Source organism: Proteus sp. G3927 (genome assembly GCF_963894685.1).
GTDB classification, from domain to species: Bacteria; Pseudomonadota; Gammaproteobacteria; order Enterobacterales; family Enterobacteriaceae; genus Proteus; species Proteus mirabilis.
In genome coordinates, this window is the sequence record NZ_CAWQGX010000026.1 from 103,398 (window position 1) to 128,405 (window position 25,008).

Genomic DNA, 25,008 nt, shown 5'->3' on the forward strand with positions numbered 1-25,008 from the left:
TACGTTATTCACCGTTTTGCATCATCTCCAACTCTTGCCATCTATCAAAAGCTGTTTCAAGTTCATTTTCCTTATCAGCTAATGCTTTTAGCACTTTTTCTGTCTCTTCATGAGGACGTGTAAAGAAATCAGCTGCAGCCACTTCTTCTTGTAAACAACCTAATTCCTCTTCTAAACGTTCCAGTTTAGCGGGCAGTTGTTCAAGCTCGCGGATCAAATGATAGCTTAACTTATTGTTACTTCGTGTAGCCTTTTTGGCGTTCTGTTTTGGTTTAGTCTCTTTTTCAGTTTTTTCTGGTGCATTACGTGACTTATTCGCTTCATTTTTAAGAGAAACAGACTGTGCACGCTGCTGCTGCGCATCATAATAGCCGCCAACATAGCTATTGATTACGCCATCACCTTCAAAGATCCAACACTCCGTAACACTATTATCAACAAATTCACGATCATGGCTAACCAACAACACAGTGCCTTGATAAGCATCCACCAGCTCTTCTAATAGTTCTAATGTTTCAACATCAAGATCATTAGTTGGTTCATCAAGAATAAGTAAATTGCTTGGTTTTAAGAACAAACGAGCAAGCAATAGACGATTTCTTTCGCCCCCCGAAAGTGCTCTAACAGGTGTCATGGCACGTTTTGGTGGAAATAAGAAATCTTGCAAATAACCTAAAACATGACGAGGACGACCATTTACCATCACCTCTTGCTTACCTTCTGCAAGGTTATCCATCACTGTTTTATCAGGATCAAGTGTGGCACGGTGTTGATCAAAATAAGCAACTTCTAATTTAGTGCCGCAATGAATACGACCACTATCTGCTTTTAAATCCCCTAACATCAATTTGAGTAGTGTGGTTTTACCACAACCATTAGGGCCAACTAAGGCAATTTTATCTCCTCGTTGCACTTTTGCAGAGAAGTCACGAACGAGCCTACGCGTACCGATGCTATAATTAACATCTTCTAATTCAAACACAATTTTACCTGAGCGCGTTGCTTCTTCGACCTGCATACGAGCACTGCCTAATACTTCGCGACGTTCACTTCGTTCAACTCGCAGTGCTTTTAATGCCCGTACACGACCTTCATTACGAGTCCGGCGAGCTTTGATCCCTTGACGTATCCATGCTTCTTCTTGCGCTAATTTCCGGTCAAACTCAGCATTTTGTTGCTCTTCAACACGCAATGCTTCTTCTTTACTTTCCAGATATTTATCGTAATTTCCCGGCCATGAGGATAGTTTTCCGCGATCTAAATCAATAATGCGGGTTGCCATATTACGAATAAATGATCGGTCATGGGAAATAAAGACAATGCTACCTTGGAAATCCTTTAAGAATTTCTCTAACCATAAGATAGTTTCTATATCTAGATGGTTGGTGGGCTCATCCAAAAAGAGCACTTTTGGTGCGCTCACTAATGCGCGCCCTAATGCGGCTTTTCTTAACCATCCTCCAGAAAGTGAGGAAAGCTCAGCTTCGCCATTTAACCCTAATTTTTCCAGTACTTCAGCAATACGGCTATCTAATAACCAGAGATTACGGTTATCGAGCACTTCTTGTAACTGAGCTAATCGATTAAGATTTTTTTCAGAAGGGTCCGTTTCTATTACCTTTGAAACACGATGATATTCGGTAATATATTGCGCATCTTCTGCAACGCCTTGCGCGACAAAATCAAAAATAGTGCCTTCGATATCTCTGGGGGGATCTTGTTGTAAACGTGCAGTCACCAGATCTTGTTCATACACCACTTGCCCATCATCTAAGGGCTGCTCTTTGGCTAACACGCTTAATAGGGTCGATTTTCCGGCACCATTGCGACCGACTAAACAAACGCGTTCATTTTCATCAATAAACAAGTCTGTATTATCTAATAAAGGGGCATCACTAAACGCTAAATAAGCCCCAGTCAAACTAATTAACGGCATTGTAAATTATTCCTCACCAGCATGATTTAATAGCCAGCAATTGTGGATTTGGCGGTTACGTGCAAAATCTTGCGATAACGTTTTTTGTGTTATCTCTTTTGCTGTTAACCCAATATTCGCTAATGCTTCATGATCCATTTTGAAACCACGTTTATTATTTGAGAACATAATTGTTCCGCCTTTTCTTAATAAACGCTTTAGATGTTTCATTAATTCAATATGATCACGTTGTACATCAAAGGTATTTTCCATGCGTTTTGAATTAGAGAACGTCGGAGGATCGATAAAAATCACATCAAACTGTTCATTACTTTGGCTTAGCCACTGTAAGCAATCCGCCTGCATTAAACGATGTTGTCTACCTGATAATCCATTTGCTTGAAAGTTTTTCTCAGCCCATTCAAGATAAGTCCTTGACATATCTACTGTTGTGGTACTTTTAGCTCCCCCCAACCCAGCATGGACTGACGCGCTACCGGTATAAGCAAAGAGATTTAAAAAGTCTTTTCCTTTGCTCATTTCACCTAACATTTTGCGTGCAATGCGGTGATCTAAAAACAGTCCAGTATCGAGATAGTCGGTTAAATTCACCCAGAATTTGGCACCAAACTCATCAACTAAAAAGAAATCCCCCTTCTCTGCCATTTTTTCATATTGTTGTTTACCTTTTTGGCGTTGACGAGTTTTTAAAATTAGTTGATCAGAGCGTAATGCTAAAACCTCCATGGTGGCACTAATCACATCAAATAAACGCTGACGTGCTTTATGTTCATTAATGGTTTTTGGAGGTGCATACTCTTGGATCACCACTTTTTCGCCATAGCGATCTACCGCAACATTATATTCTGGCAAATCAGCATCATATAAGCGATAACATTCAATTTGCTGTTGTTTTGCCCATTTTGCGAGTTTTTTCTCATTTTTACGTAAACGGTTAGCAAAATCTTCCGCCAGTCGTGTATTAATCGTCGAAGGTGTTTCTGATAATAAATAGTTTTTTTGTACACAATCTAACGGGCCATTTTTAGCTTTAAATTCACGCTCAGCACGTAACTGAATACAGCTTAACAATTCAGGAGAAGCACTAAAAAGTGATAATCGCCATCCTGGGAAATGGGCTTTTACCGCACGTCCTAACTGGCTATGCAAAGCAATGAGTGCGGGTTCACTTTCTAAACGTTCACCATAAGGCGGGTTACTAATAATCGTCCCTTTAACACCCGTGGATACTGGATTAGTCAGTTTTGCTGCATCACCTTGGGTAAAAGTAATTAAATCGGCCACATCCGCACGGCGTGCGTTAGCTCTTGCCATATCTAATACGCGTTTATCCACATCGAAACCATAAAAACGCGCTTGAGTATTCTTTTTACCTTCACGGAAGCGGGCAAATGCTTCATGAGTGACTTCTTTCCATAGCGCTTCATTATGTCCTAACCAATGACGGAAACCCCAATGGACTCGATTTAAAGCGGGGGCACAATCCGTCGCCATCATTGCTGCTTCAATAAGTAAAGTACCTGAGCCACACATAGGATCAATTAATGGTGTATCGGTTTTCCAACCTGAACGCATAATAATCGCTGCGGCTAGATTCTCTTTTAGCGGTGCTTGCCCTGTTAAGTCACGATAACCACGTTGATGTAATCCATCGCCACTGAGATCTAAAGATAATGACGCTTTTTCTTTATGTAGATGTATAGTTAAACGAATATCCGGTGATTGCTTAGCAACATCCGGTCGTTGCCCTATTTTACGTTGGAATGAATCGACGATAGCATCTTTCGCTTTTAATGCACCATATTGGCTATTACGGATCACATCATTAGTGCCATTAAAGTGAATAGCAAAAGTATGATTAACTGTAAATACTTCGCTCCAATCAATTGCTTGCACACCAAGGTATAAATCTAGATCACTGTAGACATTAAATTCATTTAGCGGAAGCATGATGCGAGAAGCTAAACGGCTCCAGAGCAAAGACTGATACATGGTTTTATCATCAGCACGGAAATAGACACCACCTTGCGTAATCTGGCAAGACTGGGCACCAAGGTGTTCAAGTTCAGTTTTTAATAATTCTTCCAGACCTCGGCCTGTGCTGGCAAACAGAGAGCGCATAATATTGTTACCACCTAAAATAAAATTGTTGGGCATTATAGCTAATTGTATTACGTTGTCATAAAGTTACTGACGATAAAAAAATAATAAAACCTTTTTGGGAGCACTGATGATCAACGTATCACGCCTTTATATACACCCAGTAAAATCAATGAAAGGGACTCGTCTTTCTCAAGCCTTTGCCCGTGAAAGCGGCTTCACGTTTGATCGTGATTTTATGATAACGACCCCTGAGGGGACATTTATCACCGCACGTAAATACCCTTTGTTGCTGTGTTTTATTCCCACTGTAATGACAAATGGTATTTATATTCAAGCACCCGATGGTGAAGGAATTGCCATTACTTATCAGGATTTTCAATCTTCATTACAACCAACTGAAGTGTGGGGAAATCATTTTACCGCTTATGTTGCCCCAGATGAAATAAATCAGTGGTTCAGCCGCTATTTAGGCATGGATGTACAACTTCGCTGGACGGGTGAAAAATCAACACGTCGAGTAAAAAAATCTCCTGAAACCGCGGTTTCGTTCGCTGACGGTTACCCTTATCTATTGATTAATGAAGCCTCATTTCAGTCTCTGCAACAGCGTTGCCCAGCTTCAATCAATATTGAGCAATTTCGCGGTAATATCATCATCACAGGTGCAAAACCTTTTGCAGAAGATAGCTGGCAAACAATCCGTATTGGCTCTGTCGTCATGGACTTAGTCAAGCCTTGCAGTCGCTGTATTATGACCACTATCAGTATCGATAAAGGCATTAAGCATCCTACCACAGAACCGTTAGCAACACTGCAAACATTCCGTACAGATGAAAAAGGCGATGTGGATTTTGGTCAAAATATTATCATTCGCCAATCAGGTATTATTCGTGTTGGGGATAAAGTTGAAATATTAGCTTATAAAGAAGCGAAATCTTATTTACAAACAACAGAGCAAACAACCGAACCAGCAACTGACAATGCGGTTACAGCAGCCTCCGCTCAAGAGCCAAAACAAGCTGTCACTATTGAATTTAATGGCATCAGCTTTGCCGGGAATAATCAAGAGGTGTTGTTAGAGCAACTGGAAAATCACGGTTATGCTATTCCCTATAGTTGTCGTGCGGGGATTTGTGGCTCTTGTGTTATTCAATTAGATGAAGGTGATGTCAATGCATTAAAAGCAGGTGCCATAAAACGTTCTGGCAGAATACTCGCATGTAGTTGTGTTCCTAAAGGCAATGTAAAACTTTCACTTAATAAAAAATAACGCTTATCTTTATCACAAATAAAAAGAAGGTAAACTGTCCTTATCTTCTTTTTATTTTGCATGATCTGCTCTGCTGATTAAGAATTATCTCATCAATAACTCAATTTTAAATTAACTATAAACTCACTTTATTTACTTTTATAAATTTGTTGCAAAAAGAGAATAATGCAGATTTGATTTTAGGAAGTGTTGTTTAAGGCCAATTGTTTTTAGCATATTATAAACAATAAGTGAAAATAAAAGAGTAAGTCCTTTTTACTCTTTTATTAGATGACTTTTTCGTACAAAAACGATCTTGGCTCAGACTGTTTATGATATTCACTTAACCGATCATTCATGATTTTTAGTGGATCACAAAACGTTAGTGTTCTATCAAATAATGCTAACTGAGGCTGGGCTAATAAGCATAAACAGGCTTGCTCTCCCACTTCCGCCACTAAAAAAAGCACTTTTTCATTGCTATCTTTCAATGCGGTTTCCACCACTTGAGCTAAATAAGGGCGGGTTGATGAATGACTCACTTCAAAATACCAGCTCTTAGGCATTAATGGCTTTAAAAAACGATGGGCTATTAATGCGTTTAACGCTAATTCTGCTCGCGACTCAGAAGGCATATCAATCTGGCGGATTTGCTCATCATATCCATAATAAAGAGCAGCATCATCAACAGTAAAAGGTGATGATTGATGAGCAGTTGCACTTAGCATTTTACTTGGAAAGCGACTACGAAAAATCATTCCATTAGCTAAATCGAGCATCAACTTTTGTTGCTCGTCATCAAAATACCAACGCCAGCGATCATCGGGTTTTATTATCACTAATTATTCCCCCTTCGATTTATTACCTGCTTTTTTCTCTGATACTCAATATTAAATAACCTAAATAAAATATTTAATACCACCTAACAAAAACAGGGTTCATTTTTTTATTAATTAAGCACAATCACTGCCATTTAATAAAAAATAATCAACTAGAGGCAATATAAACGAGTTAAGGGCAGAAGAAAAGCCCTTAACTGATTATTGAATGTAATTAAATATGATTAATTATAGATTTTATAAGTGCAGGACCATGATAAATGAATCCTGAATAGACTTGTATTAAAGAAGCACCTGCATCCATTTTTTCGCGTGCGGCAGTCAATGAATCAATCCCCCCTACCCCAATAATAGGTAAAGCGCCTTTTAACTCTTCATTTAGTTGTCGAATGATTTGTGTACTTTTTGATTGAACCGGACGACCGCTTAATCCACCGGCTTCATTGCAGTGATCTAATCCACTCACTAATGATTTGTCTAATGTTGTATTGGTCGCAATTACACCATCAATATGGTGACGCACTAAGCTATCTGCAACTTGGATTAATTCTTCATGAGTAAGATCAGGGGCAATTTTAACGGCCACAGGCACATATTTTTGATATTTCCCTTGTAACTCAAGTTGTTTATTTTTAATCGCAGATAATAAATCGTCTAATGCTTCACCATATTGGAGTGTCCGTAAGCCGGGGGTGTTAGGTGAAGAGATGTTAATCGCAATATAACCTGCATAAGGGTAAACTTTTTCCATACAGATTAAGTAATCATCTTTTCCTTGCTCTACGGGGGTATCTTTATTTTTACCGATATTAATACCCAGCACACCACCATATTGAGATTGTTTTACATTCTCTATTAGGTTATCAACCCCTAAATTATTAAACCCCATTCGATTAATTAAGCCTTCAGCTTCTACTAAGCGAAAGAGACGCGGTTTGTCATTACCTACTTGTGCTCGTGGTGTAACAGTACCCACTTCAATAAAGCCAAAACCCATTGCCCCTAGTGCATCAATGCAATCACCATTTTTATCAAGGCCGGCGGCAAGACCGAGAGGATTTTTAAATGAAAGTCCCATACAAGAAACGGATTTGGCAGGAAGTGATTGTTGAATAAGAAATTGAAATGGGGAATGAGATAAGCGTTTTAACTGACGAAAGGTAAAATCATGGGCACGTTCAGGATCTAGCCGAAACAATGCCTTCCTTACTAAGGAATAATACATACGATCTCCATTGAGAATATCGGGTATTAGGAATGATATGTCTACGACGATTTAAGCGTCGAGCATCATATAGATAAAAGCACGAAAAGTAAACGTTTCAATTGCACAATTCACCATAAAAAATCCCCAGAATATGCTGGGGATCTAATTATCATGCTAACTTAATACCTTCTTATCACTTACTTAGTGATAGCGATATAGTGTTAATCTGCTAATGCTTTAGTGATTTTCTCATATAAATCACCTGATAAGTTATCAAGGGCTTTTAGCTTTAATAACTCGGCACGCATTTTCTCTTGGCGATTAGCATCATAGCGTTTCAAACGAATAAACGGCTCAATAAGACGAGATGCAACCTGTGGATTTCGGCTATTTAAGTCAGTCAGAATTTCTGTCAATAATAAATAACCTGAGCCATCTTCTGCATGGAAAGCCACAGGGTTATTATTCACAAACGCACCGATTAAAGCACGAGTACGATTTGGGTTAGCTAAAGTAAAAGAGCGATGTGATAGCAAACTGCGTACTGTTTGTAATACATCAGTTGCCGGACTCATTGCTTGTAAGCTAAACCACTTATCCATTACCAAGCCATCTTGATGCCATTTATCATCAAACTCTTGTAATAGTGCCTCTTTACAAGGTAATTGTGCCATTACTGCAGCATTTAAGGCCGCGAGTGCATCGGTCATATTGTCGCTATTGTGATATTGCGCTTCAACCAATTGATTACCCGTTTGCTGGTTTTCAACGGCTAAATAACCCAAGCAGACATTGCGTAAATCACGTTTAGCAATATCACCATGATCGACACGGTAAGCACCGATATGCATTGAGTGATAAACCGCAGAGAACTCATCAGCCATTTCAGTGGCTAAAGTTTTACGAATAAAACCTAAGGCCTGATGAATAGCACTAGGATCGATAATAGCAAAAGCTTCACCCGCTTCAACATCAGTAGGTAATGTCAGAATAAGTGCCGCCAAGGCAGGATCGATATCTTTATCAAGCAATACAGCACGGAAAGCATCAATTACCATTTCAGGTAAAATTAATGGTTGCCCTTTTTGAACACGCGAAACGTTTTCTTTAATATAACGACCTAATAAAGATTGCGCCGCATCCCAACGAGAAAAAGCATTACGTGCATGTTTCATTAAGAATGAGAGTTGCTCATCCGTAAAAGGATAATCAAGTTTTACTGGCGCAGAGAATTCTCGCAATAATGAAGGAATTGGCTGTTGAGCGACATCATCAAAAATAAACTGCTGCTCTTCTCTCACCACATTTAATACATTAGAAACCGGCTGACCTTGTGAGCGTAAAGGGATAACCTCCCCTTGTTGATTATATAATTCAATATCTAACGGAATATGTAGAACTTGTTTTTCCGCCTGATCTGCCGTTGGTGGCGTCATTTGGCTGACGGTTAATGTATATTGCTGTTTTTGTGCGTCATAGCTATCACGTACAGTCAATACCGGTGTACCTGATTGGCTATACCAACGACGGAATAAAGTCAGGTCAACATTCGAGGCATCTTCCATCGCTTGTACAAAATCATCACAGGTCGCAGCACTACCATCGTGACGATGAATATACATCTGCATACCCGCTTGGAATTTCTCTTCACCGAGTAGCGTGTGGATCATACGGATCACTTCCGCCCCTTTTTCATATACCGTTAAGGTATAGAAGTTATTCATTTCAATCACACTATCTGGACGAATTGGATGAGCCATTGGGCTTGCATCTTCGGCAAACTGTGCTGTACGCATAACACGCACGTTATTGATACGATTAACTGAGCGAGAGCCTAAATCAGAGCTAAATTCTTGATCACGGAAAACCGTTAGTCCCTCTTTTAAGCTTAATTGGAACCAGTCACGGCAAGTAATACGGTTACCTGTCCAGTTATGGAAATATTCATGGCCAATAACAGATTCAATCCCTAAATAATCTTTGTCTGTTGCTGTTTCGCTTTTAGCAAGAACATATTTAGAGTTAAAGACATTAAGCCCTTTATTCTCCATTGCTCCCATATTAAAGAAATCAACGGCGACTATCATATAGATATCGAGATCGTATTCTAAATTAAAGCGTGACTCATCCCATTTCATGGCATTTTTTAGTGATGTCATCGCCCAATCAGCACGATCAAGATTACCTTTATCGACAAATAGCTCTAAAGCAACTTCACGACCACTTTTAGTGTTAAATGTATCGCGTAATACATCAAAGTCTCCCGCCACTAATGCAAAGAGATAACTTGGTTTAGGATGCGGATCTTCCCAAGTCACCCAATGACGACCATCTTCAAGATCACCTTGTGCAACACGGTTACCATTAGATAATAGATAAGGATACTGTTTTTTATCTGCAGTGATCGTGGTGGTATAGCGCGCTAAAACATCCGGTCTATCTAAATAATAAGTAATATGACGGAAACCTTCCGCTTCACACTGTGTACATAGCGCATCGCCAGAAACATATAATCCTTCTAAAGCGGTATTAGCTGATGGGTTAATCTCATTAACAATTTTTAACGTAAATTGTTCAGGCAATTGGTCAATGATGAGTTTGCCGTTTTCTTCTTTATAGTGTGTCCAAGCAACATCATTAACAAAAATAGATTTTAATGTTAAATCTTCCCCATCTAACACCAACGGCGTTACCGTTGTCGCTAAGCGCTTGCATTGGCTAATAGCAGTAACCTGTGTTTTTTCTTTATCTAAGATAAAATCAAGATGCAAATCAGTGATGGTGTAATCTGGGGCGCGGTAATCTTTACGATATTTAGCAATTCTTTGTTGTGTCATAGAAAAAAGCCTTTTAGTTAACACGACTATTTTACGGTTATATAACCAAAGCTTACTCGTCAAAAAACGGTTTAGCTAGTCGAATATTCAATTGAGCACATTAAAAGTCAATAGAATGTTAATGGGATATTAATATGTGTAACTAATTTATTTGCTAATTGATGCTAACATACTCCCAAATTATGTTTAACGTGGTAAACTCAATAGAGATTTACAGCTTGTTTTTATGTCGCAGAGAAATATTAACGAATAGTGACGCATTATCATCATATTCGGGTATACTCTCCAACCTTAACGATTTAGCTGACATAAAAACGCTCCGTGAGGATGCTTGACGCGCTATGATTTTAGACGCTACACCGATTATTACATCACTGTTGGATACCGATGCATACAAGCTCCACATGCAACAGGCGGTTTACCATCATTATAGTGATATTCCTGTCGTTGCTGAATTCCGCTGCCGGAGTGATGAACGTCTAGGTGAATATGCAATAACCTTACGCCATCAAGTGGATATGATGGCAGACTTGTCATTAACTAATGAAGAGTTTGGCTATCTTCAAAGCCTGCCTTTCTTTAAAAATGACTATCTGCAATGGTTTAAACATTTTCGCTTTAAACCCGAGCAAGTGCATATCGCGACCACTGCTGACAATCAATTGACAATTAAGATAACTGGCCCTTGGCGTGAAGTTATTTTATGGGAAGTTCCTTTGTTAGCATTGGTGAGTGAAATTGTCCACCGTGCTCGTTCGCCACAAATCACCGCTGATGACGCCGTTATTCAATTACGCAAACTTATCGATATTTTCTATCGTGATGCGGCTGAACAACAGATTGATTTAGCGGATTTCAAATTGATGGATTTTGGTACTCGTCGTCGCTTTTCTTATGATGTGCAACGTGCCATTGTCGATGAATTAAAAAATCATTTCCCTTATCTTATCGGCACCAGTAACTATCATTTTGCTGAGCGTATGCAACTGGCACCCGTAGGCACACAAGCCCATGAATGGTTCCAAGCACATCAGCAAATTAGTCCCGAGCTTGCCAATAGTCAACGGGCTGCATTGCAATCATGGTTAGATGAATACCCAGATCAACTCGGTATTGCACTCACTGATTGTATCACTATGGATGCATTCTTACGTGACTTTGATATGCCATTCGCCAGCCGTTATCAAGGGTTACGTCATGACTCAGGTGATCCGATTGAATGGGGTGAAAAAGCCATTGCTCATTATGAAAAGCTCGGTATCGATCCGATGAGTAAAGTATTGGTATTCTCTGATAGCCTCGACTTTCAGAAAGCCTTAGTACTTTATAAGCATTTCCATAAGCGTATCCGCTTAATTTTTGGTATCGGCACCAGATTGACTTGTAATATCCCGAATATTACACCTCTTAATATTGTGATTAAGCTGGTGGAGTGTAATGGTAAACCTGTTGCTAAATTATCAGATAGTCCAGGTAAAACCATTTGTGAAGATGATGAGTTTGTCGACAAGCTACGTAAAGCCTTTGATGTTCCTCTTGTTAGGCAAGCTTGTTAATAAAGATTAAATCGCTATTTATTCACTCTATCTATTCTATCTATAAAGAAAGGGCCAATATTGCCCTTTCTTTTTGCTATCACCCCCACTATTCGACTGATTTTGCCTATTTTTAGCAAAATATTTTCTATAAAGGCTTTTCTCTTGCTGATTCCCTCTTTAAACTGAAATTTCCTACTTGTTTCCTGCGCTATTGCAAGTAACATAGAAAAACTGTCCGACAGGGGCAGAATGAATTTACTAAACAATTATTTTAATTAAACGAAGAGAGATTTATTTATGATCGTTGCGCCTGTAGTCGACGTACTGCAAGGCCGTATCGCGGTTGGCGAAGACGTCACCGTTCGCGGTTGGGTACGTACAAGAAGAGATTCAAAAGCTGGTATCTCATTCCTTACCGTCTATGACGGTTCCTGCTTTAATCCAGTACAGGCCATCATTAATAATAATTTACCGAATTATCAAGATGAAGTGCTGCACTTAACCACAGGTTGCTCTGTGGAAGTCACCGGTAAAATTGTTGAATCTCCGGGTCAAGGTCAGAACTTTGAAATTCATGCGACCAAAGTTGTGGTAGTAGGAATGGTTGATGATCCGGAAACTTATCCGATGGCCGCTAAACGTCACAGCGTTGAGTATCTGCGTGAAGTTGCTCATCTTCGTCCACGCACAAACTTAATTGGTGCTGTTGCACGTGTTCGCCATACCTTGGCACAAGCACTACATCGTTTCTTCGATGAGCAAGGCTTTTTCTGGGTTTCTACGCCATTAATTACGGCGGCGGATACCGAAGGTGCGGGTGAAATGTTCCGTGTCTCTACCTTAGATATGAACAACCTGCCACGTACTGATAAAGGTGAAGTTGATTTTAGCGAAGACTTTTTTGGTCGCGAAGCTTTCTTAACCGTATCAGGACAATTAAACGGCGAAACTTATGCCTCTGCATTAAGTAAAGTCTATACTTTCGGCCCAACTTTCCGCGCTGAGAATTCAAATACTAGTCGTCACTTGGCTGAATTCTGGATGGTTGAACCTGAAGTGGCTTTTGCTGATCTGAATGATATCGCCGGATTAGCAGAAAAAATGCTGAAATATGCCTTTTCTGCCGTGTTAGCTGAGCGCAGAGATGATATGGAGTTTTTTGCTCAACGCGTTGATAAAGAAGCCATTACACGTTTAGAGCACTTTATCGCTTCTGATTTCGCACAAATTGACTACACAGATGCGATTACTGTGTTAGAAAATTGCGGCCAGAAATTTGAAAACCCAGTTTATTGGGGTGTTGACCTCTCCTCCGAGCATGAGCGCTATCTTGCTGAGAAACACTTTAAAGCCCCTGTGGTTGTGAAGAACTACCCGAAAGATATCAAAGCATTCTATATGCGTATGAATGAAGACGGTAAAACAGTTGCGGCAATGGATGTGTTAGCACCAGGTATCGGTGAAATCATTGGTGGTTCTCAACGTGAAGAACGTTTAGAGATGTTTGATAAACGTTTAGCTGAGATGGGTATGAATAAAGAAGACTACTGGTGGTATCGTGATTTACGCCGTTATGGCACAGTACCACACTCTGGTTTTGGTCTCGGCTTTGAACGCTTAGTTGCTTATGTGACTGGTGTCACAAATATTCGTGAAGTGATCCCATTCCCACGTACACCAAGAAATGTCGATTTCTAATAGTTTGATTAATTAGTAGCCAACAAAAAACATTTGTGTTGCTGATTAATTGTACTAACTTTAGTTATACCAGAAGCCAACCTCAGGGTTGGCTTTTTTTATGCATGGCTACAATTTGATGGAAAAGTTCCCCCAAATACACACTTTGAAATACATTGTTACAATTTGTTACACTTTTTTCGATTTTGTAGCAAATTCGGGGTAGATAAAATTTTTTACCAATGGAACACTGTCACCCGACACAGACGACACTTAACTCTCATAAATAGTTCCATAAAAATTAAGAAACTATTTCTGGCAGTGGCAAAGGTGTCTGAATAACACCAATGAGGGTAATAATAATGATGAAGCGCAATATTCTTGCAGTGGTAATCCCAGCTTTAATGTTTGCTGGTGCAGCAAACGCAGCTGAAATGTACAACAAAGACGGCAACAAAGTAGATATCTACGGTAAAGTTGACGTTCGTCATTACTTCGCAGATTCTGATAGCAAAGAAAGCGGTGACGCTTCTCGTGCACGTATCGGTTTCAAAGGCGAAACTCAAATCAATAAAGATTTAACTGGTTTCGGTCGTTTTGAGTACGAAATTAAGACAAATACCAAAGAAGATGACAATAAAGCTAAAACTCGTTTAGCATATGCTGGTCTGAAGTTTGCTGACTTTGGTTCTTTAGATTACGGCCGTAACTACGGTGTAATTTATGACACCAACGCATGGACTGACGTTCTGCCTTTATGGGGCGGTGACTCCATGGCGCAAACTGACGTTTATATGACTGGCCGTACTACTGGTGTATTAACTTACCGTAACACTGATATGTTCGGTTATGTTGATGGTTTAAGCTTTGCACTGCAATATCAAGGCAAAAATAACGAAAACACCAACAATACTCGTGGTACATATAATCCAAAAGATCCAGCGTCAAGTAAAGCAGATGCTAAATCAAATGGCGACGGTTTCGGTTTCTCTACAGCTTATAACTTAGGCTGGGGCGTAACACTGGGTGGTGGTTACTCAAGTTCTGCTCGTACAGCACCACAACAACACGCAAGCTTAGCTGGTGGCGAGCGCGCAGAAGCATGGAACGTTGGTGGTAAATTCGAAGCTAACAATGTTTACTTAGCAGCAATGTACGGTGAAACCCGTAACATGACTTATTTCGGTAAAAAAGAAAATATTGCTAACAAAACTCAAAATATCGAGTTAACTGCACAGTATGATTTTGCTGATTTAGGTATCAAACCATCTTTAGCCTATGTTCAATCTAAAGGTAAAGACTTAGGTGTTGCTCAAGGTAACGACCAAGATTTAGTTAAATATATCTCTGTAGGCTCTTTCTACAAATTTAACAAAAACATGACTGCTGTTGTTGATTATAAAATCAACCTGTTAGATGACAATGACTTCACTAAAACTTACGGCGTTGCAACTGACAACGTAGTTGGTTTAGGTCTGACTTATCAGTTCTAATTACCCTTTAAGGTAATTAAACAGTCAAGTTAATTGATTTGAAAAGCAACACTTCGGTGTTGCTTTTTTATTTGCCTATCCTATTTATGTTGCTCGCTTTTCTGTTCCCTCTTTTTTAACACCAAGATAAACAGTTTATTATACTAAACTATTGGTTATTTTTAGTGGTTATATTTACATGTTAATGTAATCACGAAAGATTTACTTATTTACATCTTGTTTTGCTATTTATTCTCACTTAGTTCACAACTTCTTGCTAATTTCTCTACAAACTGTTGGCAAACCGATTCTATAGCGTTACTCTTGTTACTCATAATTCGGCTTCGTTTTGAGCTTAGGGAATAATTACACTATGTTTGAGAAAATCATTGCTGCACCAGCCGATCCTATTCTGGGTTTAGCTGATAGTTTCCGTTCTGATACTCGTGAAAACAAAATTAACTTAGGGATTGGTGTTTATAAGGATGAAACAGGTAAAACACCTGTACTCACCACCGTTAAAAAAGCAGAAAAATATTTATTAGAAAACGAATCCACTAAAAATTATCTTCCTATTAGCGGTATTCCTGAGTTTGGTGCGGTCACTCAAGCACTGTTGTTTGGTGAACAACACCCTATCATCACAGAAAAACGTGCACGTACAGCACAAGCTCCGGGTGGTACTGGGGCATTACGTATTGCTGCGGACTTTATTGCTCAGCAAACTAATGCTAAACGTGTATGGATAAGTAACCCGACTTGGCCAAACCATAATAATATTTTTCAGACTGCAGGCTTAGAGATTTGCCAATATGATTATTATGATGCCGAAAGCCACGGTTTAGATTTTGAAGGTATGCTAGCCAGCCTACAAAATGCACAAGCAGGTGATGTTGTGCTATTCCACGGATGTTGCCATAACCCAAGTGGTATTGACCCAACGCTAGAGCAATGGCGTCAACTGGCTGCCTTATCCGCTGAGAAAGGTTGGTTACCGGTATTTGACTTTGCTTACCAAGGTTTTGCTAATGGTCTTGAAGAAGACGCGCAAGGCTTACGCCTATTTGCTGAAAGCAATCCTGAGCTGATTGTTGCAAGCTCATATTCAAAAAACTTTGGCCTTTATAATGAGCGTGTAGGTGCTTGCACTATTGTCGCAAAAGAGAGCGATACTGCTGAGAAAGCATTTAGCCAAGCCAAAGCGATTATTCGCGCAAACTACTCTAATCCACCGGCACATGGTGCATCTGTGGTGACCACTATTTTATCTAACCCAGAGTTAAAAGAAGAGTGGATTGAAGAGCTCACCACAATGCGTGAGCGCATTCAGCGTATGCGCCAATTGCTGGTGACAACATTACAAGAAAAAGGCGCAAAACAAGATTTCAGCTTTATTATTGACCAAAATGGTATGTTCTCATTTAGTGGTCTTAATAAAGAGCAAGTTGAACGTCTACGTGCTGAATATGGTATTTATATTGTCGGCTCTGGTCGTATTAATGTCGCAGGCTTAACACTGGAAAATATGGTTCCATTGTGTGAAGCCATTGTCGCTGTACTTTAATGGCTTTTTCATCGTTTTAAAGCATACAGTTAAATAACACGTTTTATAACCCAACAGCGTTTAATTAGATACGTTGTTGGGTTTTTTATTGTTTTATTCGTGCTGTGGGAAAAAACCATACTGAATTTGTTTTGAAAGCCGTTCGACGTTCAGCTGAAGAAACACTGAAAGATCTGCGAGTCATAAATGTTAATCCCGAAGTTTATCAGGAATTTATCAACCCGCTTGATGCAACACTTGTAAGCAACGAGACATTACGAAAAACAGTGATGTCTAAATCCCCTTAAGAGGAATGACATTGAAACTGACAGCACCTGAACCACTCAAAATAGGCCATATGCTGGAGGTTTTTCCTCCGGTGAAAAGGCTTTAGAACTCTGGAGGGGTAAGTTCCAATAAGGCCTTGATGTTCACAATAATCCTATTATTTATAAGGTCTCACTATCTTATGCCAAGCGGTTCCATCATACAGATCAACATTATAATCATCAGCTACAACTAAAATCCCATCGCGGACATCCATATGACCTGAGGCGATAACATTTCTATCACCATCCTTGGGACGGACCATTTCTTTACCATTCCAACACTGTAAGCGATAGTCATCACATGCCCACACTTTATCTTCAAACCAGCGTAACTGATTCAGTAAAATAGCCGAACTGCCGTGATAAAGTTTTTCCCATTGGTATTCACGCCCTCGCCATAAACTGCCCCCTTCACCGCCGATATACACATAACCATCAGGGGCACACAATACTGCACTTAATTGCTCATTAGAGGGAAAACCACAAGGGATCCAGATTTCGCCATTATAATGCCAAACATCACCTGCACCGCCAACGGCATACATATCCTGCTCAGAGAAACCATCGAGATCATCAAACCCCATATCTGTATTGAATTTACTCTCTGGAATACCATTTTGTATCTGTTGCCACTGACCAATATCGATTCGTTTATAAATATCTCTTCCTGGGCCAACATAGTAGGCATAACCATCAATACATTTAATATTTATCGGAAAAGCTTCTTTTTCTGGCATAACCTTTTCTGGTGGTAAATTAGCACCACTGCCCACACACACCACAACACCATCATCACCTCTAGATGCAAGCATCCCTTGTTCTTTCGGTTTTAAACAAACACCTACTTTAGGATTATCAAATCCAGTAATACTCGCATACCCTGTAGGTGTGGCTGGTGTATCTAAATAGATAGCTAATAACATACTAGGTATTTCACTGTTCCATAAGTTTCGAGCCTTTTCGTATGGAATATCTTTGCGCAAACAAAAGTACACAATATTTTTATCTCGGATTGCACAACCAGTAAAAATATATCCCTTGATATATTTGGCCCAATGTTTATTAGTTATATACTCCATTATCTTTCTTTCCCTTTTTCAGTTGTTATAGGATCTCATCTAGAACCTTTTGTACACTTTATCCGGCTCATGTTGGTGATAGGTCATTGTATTGGCTTTCAATAACCGTTTTCAATCCGGCGCCCTAAGATATCGTAGCGGTATTCCCCTCGCTGATACCCTAAGGGCCCTTGGTCGATATCCACCGCGATAATGCGGTGGTCACTGTCATAGTGATAACGTTGCCCCGAGCTACTACCTTAGTGTTATCAAGCATCACGTTTACTCCTAGCATTAATTTTATTTTTAATCATTTTACTGAGTGTTTCATATTTTTAATGTGACAAAAAGGAATAATTTTTCCAGTATGTGAAATCTCCTTCATTTTTAATTGGCCTGAAATAATATACTTAAACTCAGGGAATTTATTAGCATTATTCAGTTGCATAGAATCAATTTTAACTATAACTGAACAATCATCACGAACCTGAATTAATTTAATACATCCATTTAATATTAAAAATAACTTTTAATTTAACTTAGTTATTTGCAGTAAAATACGATTTATTAAACTATTAAATAGTTCATTCTGTTATGATTATTTTAAACACATCTTTATTTGAATCATTAACCAAAATCTATAATTAATGCATTTTTTGGAATAAGATTATAATTAAAATATAAATTATATTTTTTAAACAATCTCCACTGAAGATATATAGTAAATAATTATAAAATTTCAGTTTTAATTATTTATTAATAATAGAAAATGAATAAATGCATTAAGGTTAAAACATAGTTCGGTAAATAATATTATGTAATTACCTGCCTTGGCATAGTGATTATATATCCAACACAGGAAATTACATAATTTAAATTATAATAATTACTACTAGGGTCTTTATGCTGTTTGCACGAAGAAAAGGCCCTCTATATTATTTCCTTCATTTTTAATAAATAAGTATCCGATGGCATCGGACAATCCCAATACGTCTTTAAAAGGGAGAGGGAAATCTGCAGAATATACCTGACAGACAAAATGATAATTTTTCAAAATCTCATCCACACCAGTTAATCCATTTGGAATATCTTTTGAAAAAAATGATATCATTGGATAATCTTCACTATTAATTTTTGTATTTAATAAATCAATTTTAGTTTCAGGTATAAAGTCTTCATTTGTTTTACTTAAACTACCAGTTAATGAATAAGATACAAAAGTAAAGCCTGATTTAATCAGGCCTAACTCGTTCTCATCACCAAAATAAGTTATTTCATCAAGAAAATAATCATTACTATCATATGTTGAAAATATAGATAAATAACCAGTTTTGGGCAAAATGCCATCAGCGATCTGAGGAGTTACTTTCTCACAATCTATAGAGAAAAGATGCAATAGCTCCTTTCCTTTTGGATTAATAGGCCATTTAGACACATATGCTTTATTACCTCCTATAATCAAGCCTGAATCTACATTTTTGTTATCACTTACGATAAATTGAGTAATTTCATACATAATATATATTCCTATTTACAACTTTTTACTTTTGCAGCAACTTGTTGTTTATAAAATTTTAATGCTTCTTGTCTTAATTGTTTAACTCGACTAGCAGGAACACCTGATTTTCTTAAACCACCTGATGTTATATCTAATTCACGTTTTAGTGTTGAAGCAAACTCATTTTTACCTAGCCCTTGATTAGCTCGAATTTCAGCTTCATGCCAATGAGCCCCCCCAATTCCTCTAGTATCCTTCAACGGGCCTCTAGTATGATGATCTAGGTCTAAAGCTATAGATGGATTTCCAGATAACCGTGATGTGTTTGCAAGGCCTTGTTGTTTTAAATATTCGTGTCTCAATAATTCATGAGCCTGTAATTGATCGCCCACATGCACAGAACCATTTAATTCACCATAAGTACCTAATGCAAACAGCTTAGCCCAACCCCACGGATCCACCCATGTCAATGGATTTGGCGCATAAGCATATAAGTTTATCCCCCCTGCCAACCCTATTGGGTCTTGCTGGGTAAAACGGCCTAAATCCGGGGCATAGTACCTGAACGTATTATAATGCAGACCAGTATACTCGTATCATCCTGATACTCGCCCTACGGGCCAGCGCAAGCGCTGTTCAAATTTGTTCCCGACAAATTTGTCTTTGTCGAAATACTGCCCTTGAAAACGCAGGTTCTGTTCACGATTAAACGTGCTTGTGGGGCGGGTTTGACGCTGTAAATGCCCCCAAGCACTGTATTGCCCTTGCCAAACTATTTCACCCTCACTGTTGGTCAACGCTTCCGGTAAGCCACTTAAACTACTGTGCATATAATAATGAGAATTATCTGTTCTATACCCCCGAGCATAACTACAACTCAACGAGTTTTCAGTGATTCTGACTAATTTTATGTGATGCTTTATGTAAAATAGATTTTCTTAATGAACGATTAAAATTACTTAAAGGTATATCTTTATTTAAAAACATCTTAAATCTATTTATTAGTTGATGATCAATATTATTAATAGGTAATTTATTTAACTCTCTCATTCTAAGTAACACTATTACTTCACAAGGTATTAATTTGTAAATTACATGATTAGAGTTATCGACATGTTCCAGTCTGTTCTCATCCGCGCCCATCTTTCTGCTTGTGCTCCGTCTGTCGTAACATAAAATCCACCTTTACCAGCAGGATCAAAGTCCTTTAATCCGTTTCCAACTGACAAATTTTAAAACCTATTTCACATTTGTAGTGAATATTTTAAACAGTTATTTGGTATTCATACCGAAGAGTGAAGATATCCGGACAAATAAATACAAAATAAGCACTAGAAAACTACATTTAAGCTTGAAAACTAATACGCTAATCGGCGAGTGATGTGGTATCATTTACCTGCTTTATAGCTAAAGCTGGTAATTACACATATCTATAATCTAGGTCGTAGCTTCGATAATATCTTTACGATAACTCTATTTCTTTAGAAAAATCAAAACCTAACAATCCAATTTTTTCAACAAGCTTTCTAAATTTATCTGTGACAAAAACACCACTAATATTTTCATTTATTGAAAATAAGTATTCATCTGTAATATTATTTTTAACTAGAATTAATTTTTCAAACATAAATCCTTTGGGATATTCAGTATAAATAGATTTTTCTTTATCTACACATTCAGACAAAACATTAGTTGGATAGTACCCAATAAATTTTTTCCGTTTACTTGCTGTTCTAACACCTAAAAATTGTCCTCTAGGATTTAAGATATCAAATAAATGGTTAACACCTGATTCACTGAAAACAAAAAATGGAGATAGAGCGCTACTAAAATCAAATTGATAGTTTTTCTTACCAAAATCATTTGATCTTAATTCTAATGATATTTCAGTATAATCATTGTCAAACCGTCTCCATTCCTGATCTCTCGATCTTCCCATAATGCTCTCTTCACCATCAGGATAATTTTGAATAAAAGAACAATAATTTACCATATCCGATTTTAAATAATAAACGTTATTTATCATAATATTGTATACCAGCTTGCATCTCGATTTGCAGAAGACAGGATGTCACGAATTTTTGATAGCTCATCCAGAACACCTTGTTTTCCATTTAATTTATCAGCATCAATAATTCTTGTATTTACTGCATCAATATAATCACTTGGATATCTGCCATTATGTTTTATTCCTGACAATGCTTCATCAACATTATTTCTATTTGGCAGGAAAACACCATTTCTAGCATCATCAACATCAATACCATGTTTTTTCAGAATATCTCTAGCTGGCTGGGCACCTTTAGATGTATCACCAACAATATGATGAGCTGCGGTATTGGCAGGTTTAGGCGTACCATCAGCTACCATATTTTTAGAAAGTTTGACCGCACAATGCCCCCACGGATCCACCCATGTCAATGGATCCGGCGCATAAGCATATAAATTTATCCCCCCTGCCAACCCTATCGGGTCTTGCTGGGTAAAACGGCCTAAATCCGGAGCATATAGCTAAAGGTCAGAATGTTATCATATTACTTTAATATTCTTAACATATTTTTCATTTCCTAATATTAGTTTTTTTCTAAATTCATCTGTATTTTTGTAATCATTTAAGGTGCAATGATTACTACCACTATATTCATTATCTTTTTTTCCATCATTTTGCCACATACAGACAGGGCAAATTTCATAATAAGCATCTTCTTTATTTTCAAATACAATATAATTACAGGCAATACAAGAAACACCTATAATAGATTCATCTTTATGATCTAGTATGATAATATCATTACCTGTTATTTCTTTAATTCTACGCTCTAAATAAGAATTTTTTATTAATTTAGAAAAATTAAAACTTTCCAAAATTATGTGATTATATTTTTGCTTGACCGCTTCATAAGCATTTTCATTATCAAGATCTCCTGTAGCTATCAACATTTCAATTCTTTCTTTTACTGACGAATTAAAAAATGAATATAACTTTAAAAAAGTAATAACTTCGGAATGTAATGTTTGAATTTTAATCATAATGTTTTCGCAAGTTCTATCGCAGCAAGAAATGCATCATTATCACGCCCATCATCTTTATAATAAGTTCTCATTTCTCTTTTCTTTGCATGCCCGACAAAAACTTCTCCTGTAGATTTATCATATCTTATAACAATGTTATTTATATGTGCTTCTTGCATTGTGTCAGTAATAGGCTTTTTAGCAAATTCTTTTGCCTTATTTAAATATTGAATTTGAGTTATATCACCAAATTCTCTTCCGTGCTTTTTATAATGATACTGTAAACCAGTTAAATTCTGATAAACCACACCATTAATATTGTAGTCTCTTTTTTGTGGATTAAATCCTTTCCAACTAATAGCCCCTGTAATTCCACAACTCCAACCCCAAGGATCCACCCATGTCAATGGATCCGGCGCATAAGCATATAAGTTTATCCCCCCAGCCAACCCTATTGGGTCTTGTTGGGTAAAACGGCCTAAATCCGGGGCATAGTACCTGAACGTATTATAATGCAGGCCAGTATACTAGTATCATCCTGATACTCGCCCTACGGGCCAGCGCAAGCGCTGTTCAAATTTGTTCCCGACAAATTTGTCTTTGTCGAAATACTGCCCTTGAAAACGCAGGTTCTGTTCACGATTAAATGTGCTTGTGGGGCGGGTTTGACGCTGTAATTGTCCCCAAGCACTGTATTGCCCTTGCCAAACTATTTCACCCTCACTGTTGGTCAGCGCTTCCGGTAGGCCACTTAAGCTACTGTGCGTATAATAAATCGCCCGTTGCGGATTAAGCGGGTTATCCGAGCATTCAATGCGGGCTAGAGGCGTATAACTTTGGTCATTGTAAGCATGATAAACCGTGGTATGGGGCGCTGCGCTGCTATGCTCAGACACCAGTCGCATCCCTACCCAGCCAAAGGTGTACACTTCATCCGGCTCATGTTGGTGATAGTACTTTTCTAATGCCTTAGAAAAATCTGAGAACTATTCATATTTATTTGCATTATTAAAAAAATATTTTTGACCCAAATCTTCTTTTGAAAAGATAGAGTATACTTCTTTTTCACGAAAACCTACTTTTAATAATAAATAGATACCCGACTTTAAAAAGCTAGTTAATTTCATTTAATCTTTCCAACATTTTAGAAAAATTATTTTTATATTCAATAATGAAATATCATTTCATAGGTTTGTTAAACCACTAAACCTGTCAATAGACAACTTAATTTAACGCTAAAAAAGAAAGTTCGAATAAAGTTTTTATTTTTAGATAGCAATTAAATTTTTCATGATTGGTTTAAGTCGCCAACATACAATTCATTAAAAAAAACATCATCATCCAAATCAGAAAAACAGTTAAAATCATCTATATCATCAGGCATTCCATAATAAATCAATGGATTATTATCTATAACTAAATATCCTTTTATTATTGTTTGAATGCTAGATATTTCTTTTAGTTTTCTTGCTGTTATTCCAGGATATAACTTTCCATTAAAACTCCCTTTATATGGAGGCTCACACCACAACGAAACTATATGCCCAGTCTCATTAACAGTAAAAGATATAGCTCCATCATTTATTTTATAACACAGATATTTAACACCAAAGTTTTCAAATTCTATAACATTTATACAATATTCCGCCTCAATGCATTTAATAATATCATTAACATTATCACCTAATGAAATACCACCAATAGACTTACCAGGTATAATATTTTCGTCTAAATTTATACTCATATTACTTCCCATTACTTACTCCAAGGATTCATCAAAACACCATCAATATAAACAGGTGAATTTTTTATTTTATCATAATGAGAAAAATTTCCATGGCCTATACGACCATATACTTTTTCTATAGGATCATTAGGTTTTATCACTTTCCAATAATCACTCCCATGAGTTTTACCTGCTGGATTATAATCTAAATGATATACTTCTCCCGACTTTGTTGTTTTTACAAAAACGACATGCTGAGTTTTTGCTGGTGTAGCACTTTGTGGATATGTCACAGTCCATCCTTTACTCTTTAAATAATGTTCAACATCACTAGGTGTTTTGCCTGTTAATAGATTAATAAAGCGACTTGTTATATTATTGCTTTTATCAAACCGTTTTGATGAATTAAAACAACTCCAACCCCACGGATCTACCCATGTCAACGCATTCGGCGCATAAGCATATAAATTTATCCCCCCTGCCAACCCTATTGGGTCTTGTTGGGTAAAACGGCCTAAATCCGGGGCATAGTACCTGAACGTATTATAATGTAACCCAGTATACTCGTATCATCCTGATACTCGCCCTACGGGCCAGCGCAAGCGCTGTTCAAATTTGTTCCCGACAAATTTGTCTTTGTCGAAATACTGCCCTTGAAAACGCAGGTTCTGTTCACGATTAAATGTGCTTGTGGGGCGGGTTTGACGCTGTAATTGTCCCCAAGCACTGTATTGCCCTTGCCAAACGATTTCACCGTCACTGTTGGTCAACGCTTCCGGTAAGCCACTTAAACTACTGTGCGTATAATAAATCGCCCGTTGCGGATTAAGCGGGTTATCCGTGCATTCAATGCGAGCAAGAGGCGTATAACTTTGGTCATTGTAAGCATGATAAACCGTGGTATGGGGCGCTGCGCTACTGTGCTCAGACACCAGTCGCATCCCTACCCAGCCAAAGGTGTACACTTCATCCGGCTCATGTTGG

18 protein-coding genes and 4 pseudogenes are annotated in these 25,008 nt (G+C 38.0%); 6 read left to right on the top strand and 16 right to left on the bottom strand.

Going from position 1 to position 25,008, the window contains the following annotated elements; genetic code table 11:
- Positions 1-4: 4 nt before the first annotated feature.
- Both AACV00_RS09375 and rlmKL read right to left on the bottom strand, forming a co-directional pair.
- A complete protein-coding gene (locus AACV00_RS09375; RefSeq protein WP_161680271.1) occupies positions 5-1,936 on the bottom strand; it encodes an ABC transporter ATP-binding protein in 1,932 nt (643 codons plus the stop codon).
- 6 nt (positions 1,937-1,942) lie between these two features.
- Positions 1,943-4,057 carry a bifunctional 23S rRNA (guanine(2069)-N(7))-methyltransferase RlmK/23S rRNA (guanine(2445)-N(2))-methyltransferase RlmL gene (gene rlmKL / locus AACV00_RS09380; RefSeq protein ID WP_004247681.1) on the bottom strand — a complete coding sequence of 705 codons (2,115 nt, stop codon included), beginning with the start codon at positions 4,055-4,057 and terminating at the stop codon, positions 1,943-1,945.
- 109 nt (positions 4,058-4,166) lie between these two features.
- Here rlmKL and AACV00_RS09385 point away from each other — a divergent pair, with 109 nt between their 5' ends.
- The gene (locus AACV00_RS09385) at positions 4,167-5,309 is read left to right on the top strand and encodes a YcbX family protein (protein WP_004244672.1); all 1,143 of its coding nucleotides are present in this window, start codon (positions 4,167-4,169) and stop codon (positions 5,307-5,309) included.
- A 266-nt stretch (positions 5,310-5,575) separates the two neighbouring features.
- Here the strand turns inward: AACV00_RS09385 and AACV00_RS09390 are convergent, their stop codons facing one another.
- From AACV00_RS09390 to pepN, 3 genes are all read right to left on the bottom strand, one after another.
- Positions 5,576-6,127 carry a cell division protein ZapC gene (locus tag AACV00_RS09390; RefSeq protein ID WP_012367736.1) on the bottom strand — a complete coding sequence of 184 codons (552 nt, stop codon included), beginning with the start codon at positions 6,125-6,127 and terminating at the stop codon, positions 5,576-5,578.
- 214 nt (positions 6,128-6,341) lie between these two features.
- Positions 6,342-7,352 (bottom strand): quinone-dependent dihydroorotate dehydrogenase, encoded by a 1,011-nt coding sequence (gene pyrD / locus AACV00_RS09395; protein ID WP_161680273.1) that lies wholly within the window; start codon positions 7,350-7,352, stop codon positions 6,342-6,344.
- Positions 7,353-7,555: 203 nt separating this feature from the next.
- Positions 7,556-10,171, bottom strand: coding sequence for an aminopeptidase N (gene pepN, locus AACV00_RS09400; protein WP_161680275.1), 2,616 nt, complete (start codon positions 10,169-10,171; stop codon positions 7,556-7,558).
- 341 nt (positions 10,172-10,512) lie between these two features.
- On the opposite strand from pepN, the gene pncB reads away from it, so the two are divergent.
- On the top strand, positions 10,513-11,727 hold the full coding sequence (pncB, locus tag AACV00_RS09405) for a nicotinate phosphoribosyltransferase (protein ID WP_104459329.1): 1,215 nt from the start codon (positions 10,513-10,515) through the stop codon (positions 11,725-11,727).
- Between the two features lie 14 nt (positions 11,728-11,741).
- Here pncB and AACV00_RS09410 read toward each other — a convergent pair whose 3' ends face one another.
- On the bottom strand, positions 11,742-11,933 hold the full coding sequence (locus AACV00_RS09410) for a hypothetical protein (protein ID WP_004244665.1): 192 nt from the start codon (positions 11,931-11,933) through the stop codon (positions 11,742-11,744).
- Positions 11,934-12,006: 73 nt separating this feature from the next.
- On the opposite strand from AACV00_RS09410, the gene asnS reads away from it, so the two are divergent.
- The 4 genes from asnS (at position 12,007) to AACV00_RS09430 (ending at position 16,709) form a co-directional block, all read left to right on the top strand.
- Positions 12,007-13,407 (top strand): asparagine--tRNA ligase, encoded by a 1,401-nt coding sequence (gene asnS, locus AACV00_RS09415; RefSeq protein ID WP_004244664.1) that lies wholly within the window; start codon positions 12,007-12,009, stop codon positions 13,405-13,407.
- Positions 13,408-13,748: 341 nt separating this feature from the next.
- The gene (locus AACV00_RS09420) at positions 13,749-14,879 is read left to right on the top strand and encodes a porin (protein WP_104459330.1); all 1,131 of its coding nucleotides are present in this window, start codon (positions 13,749-13,751) and stop codon (positions 14,877-14,879) included.
- Positions 14,880-15,231: 352 nt separating this feature from the next.
- Positions 15,232-16,422, top strand: coding sequence for an amino acid aminotransferase (locus tag AACV00_RS09425; protein WP_012367734.1), 1,191 nt, complete (start codon positions 15,232-15,234; stop codon positions 16,420-16,422).
- 104 nt (positions 16,423-16,526) lie between these two features.
- Positions 16,527-16,709, top strand: coding sequence for a type II toxin-antitoxin system TacA family antitoxin (locus AACV00_RS09430; protein ID WP_004244661.1), 183 nt, complete (start codon positions 16,527-16,529; stop codon positions 16,707-16,709).
- Positions 16,710-16,846: 137 nt separating this feature from the next.
- On the opposite strand, the gene AACV00_RS09435 is transcribed toward AACV00_RS09430, so the two are convergent.
- The 10 genes and pseudogenes from AACV00_RS09435 to AACV00_RS09495 all read right to left on the bottom strand — a co-directional run.
- A complete protein-coding gene (locus tag AACV00_RS09435; RefSeq protein ID WP_161680277.1) occupies positions 16,847-17,809 on the bottom strand; it encodes a hypothetical protein in 963 nt (320 codons plus the stop codon).
- Positions 17,810-18,689: 880 nt separating this feature from the next.
- Complete coding sequence (locus AACV00_RS09440; RefSeq protein WP_004244657.1) at positions 18,690-19,304, bottom strand: DUF1963 domain-containing protein; 615 nt, start codon at positions 19,302-19,304, stop codon at positions 18,690-18,692.
- Positions 19,305-19,315: 11 nt separating this feature from the next.
- Positions 19,316-20,122: pseudogene (locus AACV00_RS09445) on the bottom strand (RHS repeat-associated core domain-containing protein); the annotation flags it as partial.
- Positions 20,123-20,748: 626 nt separating this feature from the next.
- Positions 20,749-21,312: a hypothetical protein gene (locus tag AACV00_RS09450; protein WP_108717044.1), complete on the bottom strand. Its 564-nt coding sequence runs from the start codon at positions 21,310-21,312 to the stop codon at positions 20,749-20,751.
- Positions 21,309-21,794 (bottom strand): annotated as a pseudogene (locus AACV00_RS09455) (AHH domain-containing protein); the annotation flags it as partial. The gene AACV00_RS09450 and the pseudogene AACV00_RS09455, both read right to left, overlap by 4 nt.
- Before the next feature lie 21 nt (positions 21,795-21,815).
- Positions 21,816-22,316: a CPCC family cysteine-rich protein gene (locus tag AACV00_RS09465; protein ID WP_202608922.1), complete on the bottom strand. Its 501-nt coding sequence runs from the start codon at positions 22,314-22,316 to the stop codon at positions 21,816-21,818.
- Positions 22,317-22,672: 356 nt separating this feature from the next.
- A pseudogene (locus AACV00_RS17640) lies at positions 22,673-23,071 on the bottom strand (RHS repeat-associated core domain-containing protein); the annotation flags it as partial.
- A 213-nt stretch (positions 23,072-23,284) separates the two neighbouring features.
- Positions 23,285-23,425: a hypothetical protein gene (locus AACV00_RS09480; protein WP_152964539.1), complete on the bottom strand. Its 141-nt coding sequence runs from the start codon at positions 23,423-23,425 to the stop codon at positions 23,285-23,287.
- A gap of 161 nt (positions 23,426-23,586) precedes the next feature.
- Positions 23,587-24,054, bottom strand: coding sequence for a hypothetical protein (locus tag AACV00_RS09485; protein ID WP_060555901.1), 468 nt, complete (start codon positions 24,052-24,054; stop codon positions 23,587-23,589).
- A 383-nt stretch (positions 24,055-24,437) separates the two neighbouring features.
- Positions 24,438-25,008: pseudogene (locus AACV00_RS09495) on the bottom strand (RHS repeat-associated core domain-containing protein); the annotation flags it as partial.